Source organism: Fructilactobacillus sp. YLN 2412 (genome assembly GCF_059488745.1).
Window position 1 is genome coordinate 799,987 of sequence record NZ_CM183165.1, and the last position, 13,869, is coordinate 813,855.

Annotated in this window: 15 protein-coding genes and 1 tRNA gene; 9 read left to right on the top strand and 7 right to left on the bottom strand. The window is 30.8% G+C overall.

Annotation, left to right across the window (positions count from 1 at the left end; translation table 11 throughout):
- The 4 genes from AC0GLR_RS03910 to AC0GLR_RS03925 all read right to left on the bottom strand — a co-directional run bounded on the left by AC0GLR_RS03910 (position 1) and on the right by AC0GLR_RS03925 (position 5,144).
- The gene (locus tag AC0GLR_RS03910) at positions 1-1,254 is read right to left on the bottom strand and encodes a carboxylate--amine ligase (RefSeq protein ID WP_495604181.1); all 1,254 of its coding nucleotides are present in this window, start codon (positions 1,252-1,254) and stop codon (positions 1-3) included.
- Entirely contained in the window at positions 1,244-2,791 is a 1,548-nt protein-coding gene (locus tag AC0GLR_RS03915) for a UDP-N-acetylmuramoyl-L-alanyl-D-glutamate--2,6-diaminopimelate ligase (RefSeq protein WP_495604182.1), read from the bottom strand. Before AC0GLR_RS03915 ends, AC0GLR_RS03910 begins: the two co-directional genes overlap by 11 nt.
- 134 nt (positions 2,792-2,925) lie before the next feature.
- Positions 2,926-4,482 (bottom strand): UDP-N-acetylmuramoyl-L-alanyl-D-glutamate--2,6-diaminopimelate ligase, encoded by a 1,557-nt coding sequence (locus AC0GLR_RS03920; RefSeq protein ID WP_495604183.1) that lies wholly within the window; start codon positions 4,480-4,482, stop codon positions 2,926-2,928.
- Positions 4,483-4,685: 203 nt separating this feature from the next.
- Positions 4,686-5,144, bottom strand: a complete 459-nt coding sequence (locus AC0GLR_RS03925) for a MarR family winged helix-turn-helix transcriptional regulator (RefSeq protein ID WP_495604184.1) — start codon at positions 5,142-5,144, stop codon at positions 4,686-4,688.
- Between the two features lie 140 nt (positions 5,145-5,284).
- Here AC0GLR_RS03925 and AC0GLR_RS03930 point away from each other — a divergent pair.
- A tRNA-Leu gene (locus AC0GLR_RS03930) sits at positions 5,285-5,368 on the top strand.
- 219 nt (positions 5,369-5,587) lie between these two features.
- On the opposite strand, the gene AC0GLR_RS03935 is transcribed toward AC0GLR_RS03930, so the two are convergent.
- Entirely contained in the window at positions 5,588-6,361 is a 774-nt protein-coding gene (locus tag AC0GLR_RS03935; RefSeq protein ID WP_495604185.1) for a (S)-acetoin forming diacetyl reductase, read from the bottom strand.
- 152 nt (positions 6,362-6,513) lie between these two features.
- On the opposite strand from AC0GLR_RS03935, the gene AC0GLR_RS03940 reads away from it, so the two are divergent.
- Together AC0GLR_RS03940 and AC0GLR_RS03945 are read left to right on the top strand one after the other, a co-directional pair.
- Positions 6,514-7,050 (top strand): hypothetical protein, encoded by a 537-nt coding sequence (locus AC0GLR_RS03940; RefSeq protein ID WP_495604186.1) that lies wholly within the window; start codon positions 6,514-6,516, stop codon positions 7,048-7,050.
- On the top strand, positions 7,037-7,180 hold the full coding sequence (locus AC0GLR_RS03945; protein ID WP_495604187.1) for a hypothetical protein: 144 nt from the start codon (positions 7,037-7,039) through the stop codon (positions 7,178-7,180). Before AC0GLR_RS03940 ends, AC0GLR_RS03945 begins: the two co-directional genes overlap by 14 nt.
- Positions 7,181-7,254: 74 nt before the next feature.
- On the opposite strand, the gene AC0GLR_RS03950 is transcribed toward AC0GLR_RS03945, so the two are convergent.
- Together AC0GLR_RS03950 and thrC are read right to left on the bottom strand one after the other, a co-directional pair.
- Positions 7,255-7,500, bottom strand: coding sequence for a hypothetical protein (locus tag AC0GLR_RS03950; RefSeq protein WP_054646279.1), 246 nt, complete (start codon positions 7,498-7,500; stop codon positions 7,255-7,257).
- A 76-nt stretch (positions 7,501-7,576) separates the two neighbouring features.
- Positions 7,577-9,064 carry a threonine synthase gene (gene thrC, locus AC0GLR_RS03955; protein ID WP_495604188.1) on the bottom strand — a complete coding sequence of 496 codons (1,488 nt, stop codon included), beginning with the start codon at positions 9,062-9,064 and terminating at the stop codon, positions 7,577-7,579.
- Positions 9,065-9,168: 104 nt separating this feature from the next.
- On the opposite strand from thrC, the gene AC0GLR_RS03960 reads away from it, so the two are divergent.
- The 6 genes from AC0GLR_RS03960 to AC0GLR_RS03985 all read left to right on the top strand — a co-directional run bounded on the left by AC0GLR_RS03960 (position 9,169) and on the right by AC0GLR_RS03985 (position 13,827).
- Entirely contained in the window at positions 9,169-10,452 is a 1,284-nt protein-coding gene (locus tag AC0GLR_RS03960; RefSeq protein WP_495604189.1) for a homoserine dehydrogenase, read from the top strand.
- Between the two features lie 13 nt (positions 10,453-10,465).
- A complete protein-coding gene (gene thrB, locus AC0GLR_RS03965; protein WP_495604190.1) occupies positions 10,466-11,350 on the top strand; it encodes a homoserine kinase in 885 nt (294 codons plus the stop codon).
- 377 nt (positions 11,351-11,727) lie between these two features.
- Positions 11,728-12,555, top strand: coding sequence for a PH domain-containing protein (locus tag AC0GLR_RS03970; protein ID WP_495604191.1), 828 nt, complete (start codon positions 11,728-11,730; stop codon positions 12,553-12,555).
- Between the two features lie 31 nt (positions 12,556-12,586).
- A complete protein-coding gene (locus AC0GLR_RS03975; RefSeq protein WP_495604192.1) occupies positions 12,587-12,736 on the top strand; it encodes a hypothetical protein in 150 nt (49 codons plus the stop codon).
- A 51-nt stretch (positions 12,737-12,787) separates the two neighbouring features.
- Positions 12,788-13,102 (top strand): DUF898 family protein, encoded by a 315-nt coding sequence (locus tag AC0GLR_RS03980; RefSeq protein WP_495604193.1) that lies wholly within the window; start codon positions 12,788-12,790, stop codon positions 13,100-13,102.
- A gap of 14 nt (positions 13,103-13,116) precedes the next feature.
- A complete protein-coding gene (locus AC0GLR_RS03985) occupies positions 13,117-13,827 on the top strand; it encodes a hypothetical protein (protein WP_495604194.1) in 711 nt (236 codons plus the stop codon).
- The last annotated feature ends 42 nt before the right edge of the window (positions 13,828-13,869 follow it).

Sequence of the window (13,869 nt, forward strand, 5' to 3'; positions counted from 1 at the left end):
TTATCCTTTTTCTGCATGAAAATTCTTTTTGAAATCTTCAACATAATTATGATCAATCCACTTCATTAATAACCAACGCATAAAGTTTTCATCCTTTTTATACCAAAAGGTATTTCCAAATTGACCTTGTGAAATTAATTTTTGAGCTTCTTTTTTGTCTTGATTATTTTTGGCATATTTATTAAAAACTTTTTCCGGTACACCTAGCCATAATTGATAGTTATTTTTATCTTGATTAGCATAAACAGTCTCTTTATCTTTTAAGTTATCAAGAACATAATCATCTACTAACCATTTTGCTAAATTATAACCATTTAAAGTTACATAAAAACTACTTCGTCCTTGTCGCAGATTAATTTCAAATAACTTATAAGTGTTATCCCGAGAATCCCACTTCATATCAAAATCAGCATACCCAGTATAGTTAACACTTTCCAAAAATCTTTTGATTTGATCATAAATTTGTTTGTTATATTCCGGTAAAATAGCTACATAATTACCAATTGCCCCGGGAGCTGGATCTTCCAGTAAAGGATGACCTAAGCACATCATTTTAACTTTATGATTTTTATCAACATAAGCATTAATAACTCGCATATTGCTGTCATCACCTGGAACAAAGTCTTGAACAATCACATCCGAAGTATATCCATTATCATAAATTTTTCCAATTTTATCTCGATAATCAGCTTCATCATTAATAATGAATACCTTTTTTCGACCCTCAAAATGAATATCAAGCCATTCAACACTATTAGTAGGCTTAACAGCAATTGGATATCCAAAGGGTTGAGAAAAATTATCATCTTTATAATCTTGTTTAGTAATTACTTTAGTTCCCGGATAAGGAATATTTAGTTTATCACATAATTCATAAAATTTTTCTTTACTATTTAATTGTTTAATCAATGAATAATCAACATAAGGACAAATAAAAACATCTTCTAATTCATCTTTATGCTTAGAAATTAATTCAGCATACCCATCACTACAACCAATTAAAATTACTGGTTCTGAATGATTTGCATATCTTTTTTTTAGCTTGCGCATTTCTTCAATCCAAGCTGGATCTTCACTAAAATTCGGCACAATTTCTAAATCAACGATTTTAGTATAACGAGTTGGTGCTAATCGCGTTTGTGCGATTGCCTTAACTGGCTTCCCATATAAATCATAAAAAGAACGTGCCATTCCATAGACATTAAAATCACTGCCTAAAAGAATCGGGGTAAAATTTGGTGTTTTAACAGTCATTTTCATTCAATTCCTTTACTAATTCTTTAACAATAACTGTATCAGTAGGATATGGGGTATCAACACCATTAATTTTTTGATACGGATCTCTTCCTTTTCCAGCTATTACAATTATATCATCATTTTTTCCTTGTTTAATTGCGTCAGCAATCGCTGTTGCACGATTCATCACAAAATGAACATCAACTTTGCTATGATCAATATGAGAATCAATTTCTTTTGAGATTTCTTTGGGATCTTCAAAAGCTGGATCTTGCATAGTTAAATAAGCCACATTAGCATTTTCACTTAATGCTTTTCCAATTCCCTTTCGGCGAATAATTCCTTTATTTCCTGTACAACCAACTACTACGATAACTTTTCCATCTGGATTTTGACTTTTTAAAAAGGATAATAACGAATGCATACTAGAATAATTATGTGCATAATCAACATAAACTGTTCCGTGATCTTTTGTTTCATAAATTTCCATTCTTCCAGGAATTTGAGTGTTAGCAATTCCCTTAATAAGATCAGAACGTTTAAATCCAGCAATTCCAGCAGAAATAATTGCATCGACAGCATCTGGTTCATTATAATCACCTGGAATCCCTAAACGATAACTACCTTCTAATTCAAGTTCTTTTGCTTTTTTAGATAAAGCTTGCAGATAAATTTCATTTAATTTTAATGTATCTACTTCGCTTGAATAGACAAAATCTAAGTTAATTGGAAGGTCTAATTTTACATTTTTTCTAGCAAATAAATAAATATTTTCAGGATTACAAGTTGCTTTAGCAGTATAATAAACGTCTTTTAAATTATCCGTTTCAGCATTAATAATTGTGATTTTAGAATTCACTAGTAATTGTTCTTTACAGTGTAAATAATTAGAAAACGTGGGATGTTCATTTTCTCCTACATGATCAGAAGAAATATTAAGAAATGAACCAATGTCATATCTTAAACCATAAACTCGATTTTTAAGATATGCCTGAGATGAAACTTCCATCACTAAAATATGCATTCCATTATTAACTGCTTTTCGCATATTATGAAAAATATCTAAAGATTCAGGCGTAGTTAACTGGGATTTGAACGTGTCACTAGGCGTATTCCCAATCACTGTATTGATGGTAGAAAAAATAGCAACCTTATCATTTGTAGAATTTTTAATTGCGTCACGCACAAAATATGCCGATGTCGTTTTTCCTTTAGTTCCGGTAATTGCAATAATATACAATTCATCTTGGGGATAATCAAAAAAAGCTGCAGAAAGCAAAGCCATTGCTTTTTGAATATCTGTTACAATAAATTCATTCATTCCAGCACTTGCTGGGAGATGACGTTCAGAAACAACGCCAGTAGCGCCATTTTTTTTAGCAGCTTCTAAATATTCTGGTTTAAAGTTTCCTTTACAGAAAAACAAAGTATTTTTCTGAATATCACGAGAATCATAACTTACATACTCAAACTCAGGTTGACCCATTATAGTAGTTGATTGCAACAAATCGTGTTCATATAAGATTGTTTTTATTTCATTGACATTTAACGACAACTGATAGGACTCCGTTCTGCAATATCTATTTTTCAATGAGTTCATAACTGTTATTTTAAATGATTTATATTACAGCTTGATTACTCATAAGTTAAAAAAATCTTTAGTTTGATGATTTTAACTTAAATTTATGATTAATTTTTAGTGTCTTTGTTTAAAGATTCAATAATTTTTTTAACTATTAAAGAATCTGTTGGATAAGGAACATCAATTCCTTTAACTTTTTGATATGGATCTTGACCCTTTCCAAGAATCACAATCATATCATCCTTTTCACCGGACAAAATTGCATCCTTAATTGCTTGTTCCCGGTCAAGATTAAAATGAACATCGACTTTATCATGATCAATATATGAATCAATCTCTTGAGCAATTTTTTGGGGATCTTCATATGCAGGATCATCAGTTGTCAAATAAGCCACATCGGCTTCTTCATTTAATGCTTTACCAAATCCCTCACGGCGATCAAGCCCCTTATTACCTGGACTACCAACCACTGCTACTACTCGACCATTTGGATTTTGTCGTTTTAAAAATCCAAGCAATGCTCGTGTACTAGCATAATTATGAGCATAATCAACATAAATTGTTCCATGATTTTGGCTTGGATACATTTCCATTCGTCCTGGGATTTTAGTATTTGCAATCCCATTTAATAAATCGGATCGCTTAAAACCTGCTAAGCCGGCAGCAATAATAGCATCAGTTGCATTAGCTTCATTATAATCACCTGGAATTCCGATTCGATAATCTCCATCTAGGTTTAATTTTTGTGCTTTCTTAGTTAAACTTTTTAAATAAATTTCGTTATCGCTTAAAGTGTCGGATTTACTATCAAAAACAAAGTCTAAAGTAACAGGCATTTCAGTTTTAGCGCCATTCCTAGCAAACAGATAAATATTATTAGCATTACAAGTGGCCTTAGCTGCATAATAAACATCTGCTAGATTTTTAGTTTCTGCGTTTATAATAGTTACTCTCGAATTTATTAATAATTGCTCTTTACAATGTAAATAATTAGCAAAAGTTGGATGTTCATTTTCTCCCACATGATCTGGTGAAATATTCAAAAATGATCCAATGTTAAATTTCAAACCATAAACTCGATTTTTCAAATAAGCTTGAGATGAAACTTCCATTACTAAAATTTTCATTCCATTATCAACAGCCCTACGCATATTGTGAAAAATATCTAATGACTCTGGCGTCGTTAACTGAGATTTAAATGTATCATCATCTTTAGTTCCAACCACAGTATTAACTGTCGAAAATAATGCAGTCTTATTTCCTGATGCTTTATCAATAGCATCCCGAAGCAAATAAGATGAGGTAGTCTTACCTTTAGTTCCGGTAATCGCTATGATAAATAAATTATTCTGTGGATAATCATAAAATGCAGCTGATAATAATGACAATGCCTTTTGAATATCAGTTACAATATACTCGTCCATTCCCAAACTAGCTGGAAGATGTTCTTCAGCCACCACCCCTGTGGCACCAGATGCTTTTGCAATCTCAAGATACTCTGGCCTAAAATTCCCTTTACAAAAAAATAAAGTATCATTTTTTACATCACGAGAATCATAACTAATGTAACTATATTTTTTTTGATTATGATTAGCTGAAACAGATGATTTCAACAAATTATGTTCTTGCAAAAGAATTTGAATCTCATCAATGTTTAACGACAATTTATCATACCCCATTCTAGCTATCTTACTAATTAGCAAGTTTTATTTTTAGATTAAAGATTACACTTCTATAATTTATTTTATATTATTTTTACATATTGCAGCATTTTAATTTTAGCAAAATCAATGACTAAAAACAAAAAGAACCTCTTAAGTGAGGTTCTCTAATCAAGAAATTTTAAACTGATAATTACTAACTAATTTTATTTTGCATCTTTTATTTTTTCAACATCAACTTTATTTAACTTGTCAATTATATTATCAATAACGTCGACTGAATCTGCAATTTTTGCTTTAGACATCCCTAAGATATCAAAACAAGTATCAACATGTGTACAAATATCATCTTCTAACTTTTTGGCTTGTTCTGTTACACTGATATTTACAACTCTCTCATCCTTTTTAGACCGTTCTTTAGTTATCCAGCCCTTTTTATCAAGTCGTTTCAAAAGCGGAGTTAATGTTCCACTATCTAAATCAACATGCGAGCCTAATTCGCGTACTGTCATTGGAGCATATTGCCATAAAACTACCATCACGATATATTGTGGGTATGTTAAATCATATGAAGACAAAACATTTTGATAAAATCTATTAAACTTTTTATTTGCATTATAAATTGCAAAACAAACCTTACTGTCGATTCCTTTAAGTTTTTCCATATCTACTCCCACCAATATCTATTTCATAGTATTTCTTATGAAAATTTTAATTATATTTAATATATAGCACATTCACGATATATTACAACCCCTAATTTCTGTTCCATTTATAAAGGATTTATAGTAAAATAAAGGAGTTCGCACCAGTGGTGGAATTGGCAGACGCGCAGCGTTCAGGTCGCTGTTTGATTTTTCAAGTGCGAGTTCGAATCTCGCCTGGTGCATAAAATAGTGTTTCATTAGTTTTCAACATTTTTCATAAACCTTTACAAAGTATTGATATAGTAACATTTGTGAAAGGTATTGAAATTATATGAAAACAGTTGAAAAGATACATTTTTAAGCAAACTGTGGGCAACATATAAGTTGGGGAGCAAGTCATACATATTCGATTAGATGGGCGTTTAATACGTTCATCTTTTTTATAAAATCACTTTAAAAATCTAATTAAATACCATACCACCATCAATCAACAACGACTGACCAGTCATATAATTTGAATCTGGCCCTGCAAGATAAGAAACACATCCAGCAACATCTTCAGGCTTGGAAAGACGTTTTAATGCAATATTTTTGGCAAACTGTTTCATCCCCCACTCAAATGGTTGGCCTGCTTTATCTGCAACATTTTTAGCAATGTCGTTCATCATTGGAGTAACTACAATTCCTGGACAAAATGCATTAACAGTAATATCGTATTCAGCTAATTCCTTTGCAGTTGTTTCAGTAATACCTCTAATAGCAAACTTAGTTGAACCATAAACAGTTAAATTGGGGTTACCAGTCATTCCTGCTTGAGAGGACGCATTAATTATTTTGCCTGAATGTTTGAGTTCTTTAAACATTTTAGATGCTGCTTGAATTCCCCAAATAGTTCCCCCAACATTAATTTTTTCAGCATTTTCTAACACTTCTGGTGTTACTTCATCAATAGGTGTCGTGGGAGCAACTCCAGCATTATTTACCATTACATTAAAATCACCAAAATGTTGATAAGTTTTTTCAACGGCTGCAAACACATCATCACGATTAGCAACATCTCCCTGGATTGCGATTGCATCACCATTGTCATTTTGAATTTCTTGCGCTGTCTTTTCAACTTTTTCAAAAGTTCTTCCTAATAAAGCCACCGAAAAACCATCATGTTGTAATCTTTTAGCAATTGCTGCACCAATTCCTTGACCAGCACCTGTAATTAAAGCTACTTTTTTCTCCACAATATAATCCCCTTTATAATTATTTACATTATTAATTGTAATATATAACAATTAGATTTGATAATTTATTTTGATTATCAAAATCTTAAAAACAAGTGTTATAATACAATCTGTTTTATTAATTAAAAATATAATAATTGGAGATGGTCAGTTTGAAATTTTTTGTTACATTTTGTGCTTTTGTTGCTGATTGGCTACTATTTGTTTTTCCATTACTGCAAGGGAAAATGGAATTAATGGATTCTAATAGTGTTTTCAAAAAATACCAAAGCTCAAACCATCATAGTTTTAGTCTCAAAGGTTTATTTAAAAATATTATTTGGGTAATACCACCCTTACGAATTTATTATTTAAAAAAATATGCTGGTAAAGAACTTTTTGATTTATCTTTAAATAAAGAAGACTTTACAAAATTTTTTGGTTTTTATAACAAATCAATTGCTTGGTACTATGTTTCATATGCTGGATTTTTAAACGCTCTCTATACTACTTATGAAATGACTGAATATCTTCCTATTGGAGAATGGAGTTTAGTGGTTTTCTTTATTGTAGTAATCTTTTTAACCTATATTGGGGTTTCTTATACTAATTATATGGTTAGTTCGAAACGTAAAATTAACCTAATCAAGAAAATCGCCAAAAACCATAAAAATAAAATCCACCAAGAGCAAAATTATGAAAAAAAATAAAGGAAAAAACACTCCGTTGTTAGTTGAATCACTCATTATCGGAGGAATAGCGATTGCACTTGAAGCTACTTCTTTAGTGGGATTAACTTACTGGTCATTAAATCGGAATCAATCTCAACAAGATAAATAGCTTAAACAAATTAAGACTAATAAAACTTATAAAAGGAGCTGTCAATTTGAAATTGACAGCTCCTTTTATAAGTTTTATTCAAAAAATTCTCGACTGTGAGAAGTTTCGTTATAAATATCAAAACGACCCTGTTTTAATTCAACTTTGTACATATCAGTCTTTTTAGCTTTGTTCTTTGCAAAGTTTAAAAGTTGGTGTTCCACACTAGTATTATCAATATGTCCTGCTGAATTACCTAATTCTTCAATAACACGTGGATCTTTCAAAATTTCTTGAAGTTTCTTTTCAAGTTTAGCCCCATCAGTTGTAAATTCTTTCATAATAAGATTCCTCCTAATTTAATATAAGTAAATTATATCATACATCCTTGAATTCTTAATTAACCAGAAATCATACTTAACTGTTTTGTAAAATTTTTCTAATAGTAGCTTCCATAGCAGTTGGTTTAATCTCCCTATTATAAAGAATTGGCAAATCAAATAATTTTTTGATTGATGATGGAATCGGCATATGAGTTGCCTGATGAAGATTACGTACATCAGTTTCGGCATTGTCGCTTGAAATATTTAATGCCTCTAACACTACTTTAGGAAATTTATATGGATTAGCAGTTGAAACAATGACCATTGGTGTCTGATCACCCGTTTCCTTTTGATATTGATTGGCAACATAAGATGCAACGGCTGTATGGGGATCAATAACAGCACCATCATTATCATAAACTCGTTTAATTTCAGCTTTTATTTCGTTATCAGTAGCAAAATTGGCTACAAAATCCGTCAAATTATTTTTAATTTGATCATCTATCTTATAGTTACCTTGATTATATAAATCATCCATTAAATTTTTTACTAATATTGAATTTTCATCTGTCGCGTAAAATAATAATCGCTCTAAATTACTTGATACTAAAATATCCATCGAAGGCGAATCAGTTACATGAAAGTCGCGATTTTTATCGTAAATACCACTATTAAAAAAGTCAGTTAATACATTATTTTGATTAGAAGCACACAGGAGTTTCTTAATCGGTAAACCTAATTTCTTAGCATAATAACCTGCTAAAATATCACCGAAATTACCAGTTGGAACACTAAAATTGATTTTATCTCCAAGTTTAATCTTCTTATCATTCACCAATTGACTATAAGCATAAAAATAATAGACTACTTGTGGAAACAAACGACCAATATTAATTGAATTTGCGGATGAAAATTGAAACCCATTTTGTTTAAGATCATTATGTAACTTTTGATTATTGAATATTTTTTTGACATTAGTTTGTGCATCATCAAAATTACCATCAATTCCAATTACTGAAATATTATTACCAACTTGTGTTAGCATTTGTTGTTTCTGAATCGAACTAACACCATTGTTTGGATAAAAGACAATTATTTGCGTATCTGAAACGTTGGCGAACCCATCCATCGCCGCTTTTCCAGTATCACCGGAAGTAGCCGTCAAAATCACAATTTTATTATGTACATGATTTTTCTTGGCAGCAGTTACTAATAAATGTGGTAATAGTTGCAGTGCAATATCTTTAAAAGCGAGCGTTGGACCATGATATAACTCTAAAAAAGCATTCTTTCCATGATAACTAATCGGAGCAATTTTTGGAGAAGTAAAGTTATTTCCATAGGCTTTATTTAAACAATCACGAAGCTCTTCTTCCGTAAAGTCACTAAAAAAGGATTGTAAAATATTATAAGCTAAATCAACATAATCTAAATTCATTAATTCAGATAACTTTTTTTGTAATTTAGGCAATGTTTGCGGAACATATAATCCATTATCAGGACTAATGCCCTTTAAAATGGCTCTTGAAGCCGTAATTGTCGATTCGTTTTCAGATCGAGTACTGCGATAACGAGTTTCCATTTGTATACTCCTTAATAATTTATTTCGTATTTTAACACATTTCTTAAATTAGATTGAAACATCATGCTATAATAGCAAAAATAAAAAATTAAGGGATGAATAAAATGAAAACAATAAATATCGGTATTTTAGGTTTAGGAACAGTTGGTAGCGGTGTAGTTCGAATCTTAAAAGAAAATCAAAATAAAATTTCAAATGTTACTGGATGCCATTTAGTGGTTAAAAAAATTGCCGTACATGATTTAAATAAAAAAAGAAATCTCGACTTAAGTGATGTTACTTTAACCAATGATGATAATGATGTAATTAATGATACGGATATCCAAATTATTGTAGAAGTAATGGGAACTGTCGAACAAGCTAAACAAAATATTGAAAAAGGGTTGAAAGCTGGAAAGCATGTCATCACTGCCAATAAAGATTTAATGGCTATCCATGGATCGGAATTAGCTAAATTGGCCCAAGAAAATAATTGCGATTTGTTTTATGAAGCAAGTGTTGCTGGTGGTATTCCAATTTTACGGACAATTGCAAATTCATTTGTGGCAGATAAAATCGTAGAAGTGATTGGAATTGTAAACGGAACCACTAATTACATTATGACCCAAATGAATGAACACCAATTATCTTACGAAACAGCTTTAAAAGATGCCCAAGATTTAGGATTTGCTGAATCTGATCCAACGAATGATGTGGAAGGAATTGATGCTGCTTATAAAATGATTATTTTAACTAAATTTGCATTTGGAATTAACATAACGCTTGATGATGTAGAAATTAAAGGAATTAGTTCAATTAAAGCTAATGACATCAAACAAGCTAAAGAGTTAGGATATAACATTAAATTGTTAGGAATAACCAAATTAATTAACAATCATATTAATGTATCTGTTTCCCCTGTATTAGTTTCAACCAATCATCCCCTTGCAAGTGTGCAAAATGAAAATAATGCTGTCTTTATAACTGGTGAAGCGGTTGGGGAAACAATGTTTTATGGACCAGGTGCAGGAGCACTTCCAACTGCTAATAGCGTAGTTAGTGATATTATGGCTGCTGCTAAAAATATTATTTCAAACACCTCAGGAGAAAGTTTTAATAGTTATTCGCAATCTGGAACTTTAGCAACTCCAAATGAAGTTCAATATCCTTACTACCTATCACTAAAAATCAAAGATCGACCTGGGCAAATGATGAAAATTACTGAAATCATGACTAAAGTCAAAGCTAGCTTTCGTTTAATTTTACAAAAAGAATTAAAAAACGGTTATGCAAGCGTTGTTATGACTACTCATGAAATATCTGAGATCCAACTTAACCAAATTATTAAAGAAGTTAATGAAATACCTGGTATTCACGTTGATACTTCATACAAAGTGTTAGATAAATAAGGAGGTAATTTAATTGTCATTTATTATTAAAGCTCCCGCGACTAGTGCTAATTTAGGTCCTGGATTTGATTCATTAGGAATTGCCGTTAACTGTTATTTAACTGTCAAACTTGGGAAAAAAACTAAAAAATGGAATGTTAATCATCAATTAGGTGAAACAATCCCTCATGATGAAAATAACAGCATCGTTAAAACAGCTCTCAAATTAAAAAAAGACCTCGTTCCTCACGAAATAACAGTTACTTCTGACATTCCATTGGCACGCGGTCTAGGTAGCAGTTCTTCAGCAATTGCAGCAGGAATTGAAATTGCTAATCAATTAGATCACCTTAAATTATCTAATCAGGATAAAATTAAATTTGCTACTAAAATTGAAGGTCATCCTGACAATGTAGCGCCTGTAATTTTAGGAGACTTTACTACTTCTGCCCTTTTAGACAAAAAAATCATTAGCATTAAAGGTCATTTCCCAGATCTAAACCTAATTGCTTACATTCCTAAAACTGAATTATTGACCACTGATAGTCGAAATGTTTTGCCCAAAATGATGCCCTTTAAAACAGCTGTCAAAGCTGGAAGCATTGGAAATGCACTTGTTGCAGCACTTTTAACTGATGATATTGACACTGCAGGAAAACTAATGGAAGCAGATCTATATCACGAAAATGCTAGAAAAAATCTGATTCCTCATCTTAGTAAAATTCGTAAAATTGGTCATCAGCATCATGCGATGGCAACTTATTTAAGTGGTGCTGGTCCAACTGTGATAACAATTTTACATCAAGAGGATGTCACCCCCTTCATCAATAATTTACGTAATAAAGGATTTAATGAACAAGTTTTACCATTAAAAGTTGAAAGAAATGGGATAAGTGTGGAAAGAATTAATAATAATTAGTCTTAAAAGTCATTCCTCCCTACTCAGTAGTAGAAAACCAATTTGATTCTGGTTTTGTGGATTTAAAAGAAAAATTTTATTATAATTTCTGCCATTATATATTTTTACTATTATAATGATAATAAAATAGTATTATAATAATTTTGAATTGGTTATAAATTAATTTAATAAAGTTTGATTAGAATTCTATAATTTCTAATAGCCAAGACAGTAATTATGTATTAATACGCAAACAAACTGAAATTAAAAATGTTCAATAATGTTAGTTCTAGAAAATAAAGACTATCAAAACATTATATATTTAATAATATATAATCCCGGAAGAATTATTGGTAAAGCAGTACAAGTTCAATTCAAGCTTTAAAAGGAGTAATGATATGGCTAAATGTGCAGTATGTAATAACAAAATGAAAATTCTTGAGCAAAATATGAGCGTTAAAAATGGGAAAATTTGTGAATCTTGCTGTGAAAAAGTAGGAATAAATGCTGGAAAATTAGGTTTTAAAAACATTGGAATTGCCATGGATCTAGTAAACGTAGATATGGTAAAAAGAGCAATTGATAATGATGAAAAATTAGATTTATCACAAATAAAAGCTATAGATAAAAAGAAGAAACAAGAAAAAAAACAACAACAAGCCAAACTGAAGAATGAAGAAGATAATAAGCGAAAAACCGAAGAAAATTCTAAATTAAATAAAATTAAAAAGCAATTTGAAGAAGCTGGCGTAAGCGATTTATTTGGAACTCATAAAGAAGTTAAATCGCTTCCTGAAGTACTTGAAGATAACGAAAAAATTCTCTATGCAACATCTGGTTTTATAAATAGCCAAACTGTTTTAATTGTATTAACTCAAAAACGTATTTTATTTATTAATCGCGGAATGCTTTACGGTACTCAAAATAGAGAAATACCTTTAAATAAAGTAAATGAAGTTTCTTATGATAAAGGCATTATGTTTGGGAAAATAACTATTATAAATGGAGCAGTTTCCACCACTATTGATAACGTAAACAAAGAAACTGCTGGCATATTTGCTAAAAAAACTAGAAATGCAATCAACGATTTAGACAATTCAAATTCATCAAATAATAACTCGGTATCCGCTGCAGACGAAATTATTAAATTTAAGTCCCTGCTCGATCAAGGAATAATTACCGAAGAAGAATTTGAAGCTAAGAAGAAACAATTGCTAAATCTATAAAAATGAAAACTTTTTAAGGAGAACATACATATTGGAAAACAAAGATTCCCCTTTTATTTATTTGAATGGCGATAAATCAATGAAAATGATTGGTGTCAACTATATAAATGAAGATGATCAAAAGAAAATGCGAAAAATGATTTTAGATTTACGTAAACAAAGAGAATTAAAAAATAGATAATATACGTGCAAAACCGATCCACGTTAAAAGCTGATACATAAGGAGAATTATATGTTTACAAATTCTAATTCATATTTTGATGGAAAACTCCATCAATTAATTGGTTGGTCATTATTAAATATGATTATCACGATTTTTACTCTAGGTATCTGTTTTCCTTGGGGAACAGTTATGAAGTTAAGATGGGTGGCTAATCATACTGTAATAGATGGTCATAGGCTTCAATTTAACGGAACTGGTGCTGGATTATTTGGCAATTGGATCAAGTGGTTATTACTTTCAATTATTACTCTTGGAATATATATGTTTTGGGTAAAAATAAAAATGATTAAATGGAGAACTAAAAATACAAACTTTGCAGATTAATAAAGGAGAAAGTAATGAATAAAGTCATATTAAAAGCATCAGCAATAAGTATCCTTGCATTCTCAGGATTATCTACAATTACTATTAATCATCCTAATATCTATGCTTCAACTAAATCATTCCCGAAAGAAGTTCAAGGTAAATGGACTAATCAAGATGGAGATACTTTTAAAATTAAGGGTTCTAAAGCAACTTTAAATATTGATAACGGTAAGAAAAAAGGTACATATAAATTTAAACTAAAAAGCAAAATTGATGAAGGCATTAAATTAAAAGCAGACGGTAAAAAATTAGATAAAACTAATGATTACACTATATCAATATTCCAAGACGGCACAATGCAATTCAACTATGGTAAACAAACAATCAAACTTAGCAATGGTCCGGTGAATGCTAAAAAGGACTCCACATCAAAATCTAATGCCCCTACCCAAAATGCACAGCAAACAAATAATCAACAACATAATAATCAAACACAGGCAGCTGGGTCTCAAAATGTTCAACAGAGCAATGCTAATAATCAATTACAACAAAATAATTACGAGAATAGTGACCATAATAGCGCTAAATTTTATGACGAAACAGATGGAACTTACCATGCTCCTGGTTCAAATCCTGACGGAACACCAGATCCTTGGGTGCAAGGTCAACTAGATTGGTTGGCACAACATCCAGAAGAAAATAATGCAACAGTTCAAGATGATGGAACAGTTACGCAAAACTAGTACATACACCCTACTTGGTAGATTATGGACGGTTCGATTCCG